A 551-nucleotide genomic window follows, 5' to 3' on the forward strand; every position below is an offset into this window, starting at 1 on the left:
ATGGTGACCTTGGTGCCGTCGGTCAGGGTGAAGGTCAGGCCATTGTGGCCGTTGACCGGCAGCCCTTGGGCATTGGTCAAGGTCACGGTGTAGGTGATCTGGCCACCTTCGGTGACGGTGGTCTTGTCCGCAGTCAGGGTCGCGACCACTTCACTGACGGTGTCGGTGATCTGGACGGAAGCGTTACCGCCTAGTTCCAGATTTTCAAAGGCCTTGCCATCAACGGCGGCATCGGTGATGCCGACGGTCAGGGTGTCGCCGTCCTTGAAGACGTCATCGCCTTGGGCCTTGGCTTTATATTCGGCTTCGGTCTGGCCGGCCGGAATAACGACCTTGTCGCCATTGGACAGGGTGACAGTCAGGTCATGGTCCAGTTTCTGGCTGACCTTGACGGTGAAGGCTGGCTGCTGGTCTTCGGTGACATCGCCTTTGCCGACGATGGTGACAGTGACCTTGTCACCCTGGTTATCGGTGCCCGGAGTACCGGTGCCCGGCTCGTCAGTCACGGTCGTGGTGACGGTGTTGTCACCCAGCGTGAGCTTCTCGAAGTT

Annotated in this window: 1 protein-coding gene; it reads right to left on the reverse strand. The window is 59.7% G+C overall.

Annotated elements, in window-relative coordinates; genetic code table 11:
• Window positions 1–551, reverse strand: a 551-nt coding sequence (locus POF53_RS25925; RefSeq protein ID WP_254465382.1) for an immunoglobulin-like domain-containing protein, incomplete at both ends; no start/stop codon positions are given.

The sequence above is a fragment of the Mitsuaria sp. RG genome, from assembly GCF_028369275.1.
Taxonomy (GTDB): Bacteria; Pseudomonadota; Gammaproteobacteria; order Pseudomonadales; family Pseudomonadaceae; genus Aquipseudomonas; species Aquipseudomonas peradeniyensis.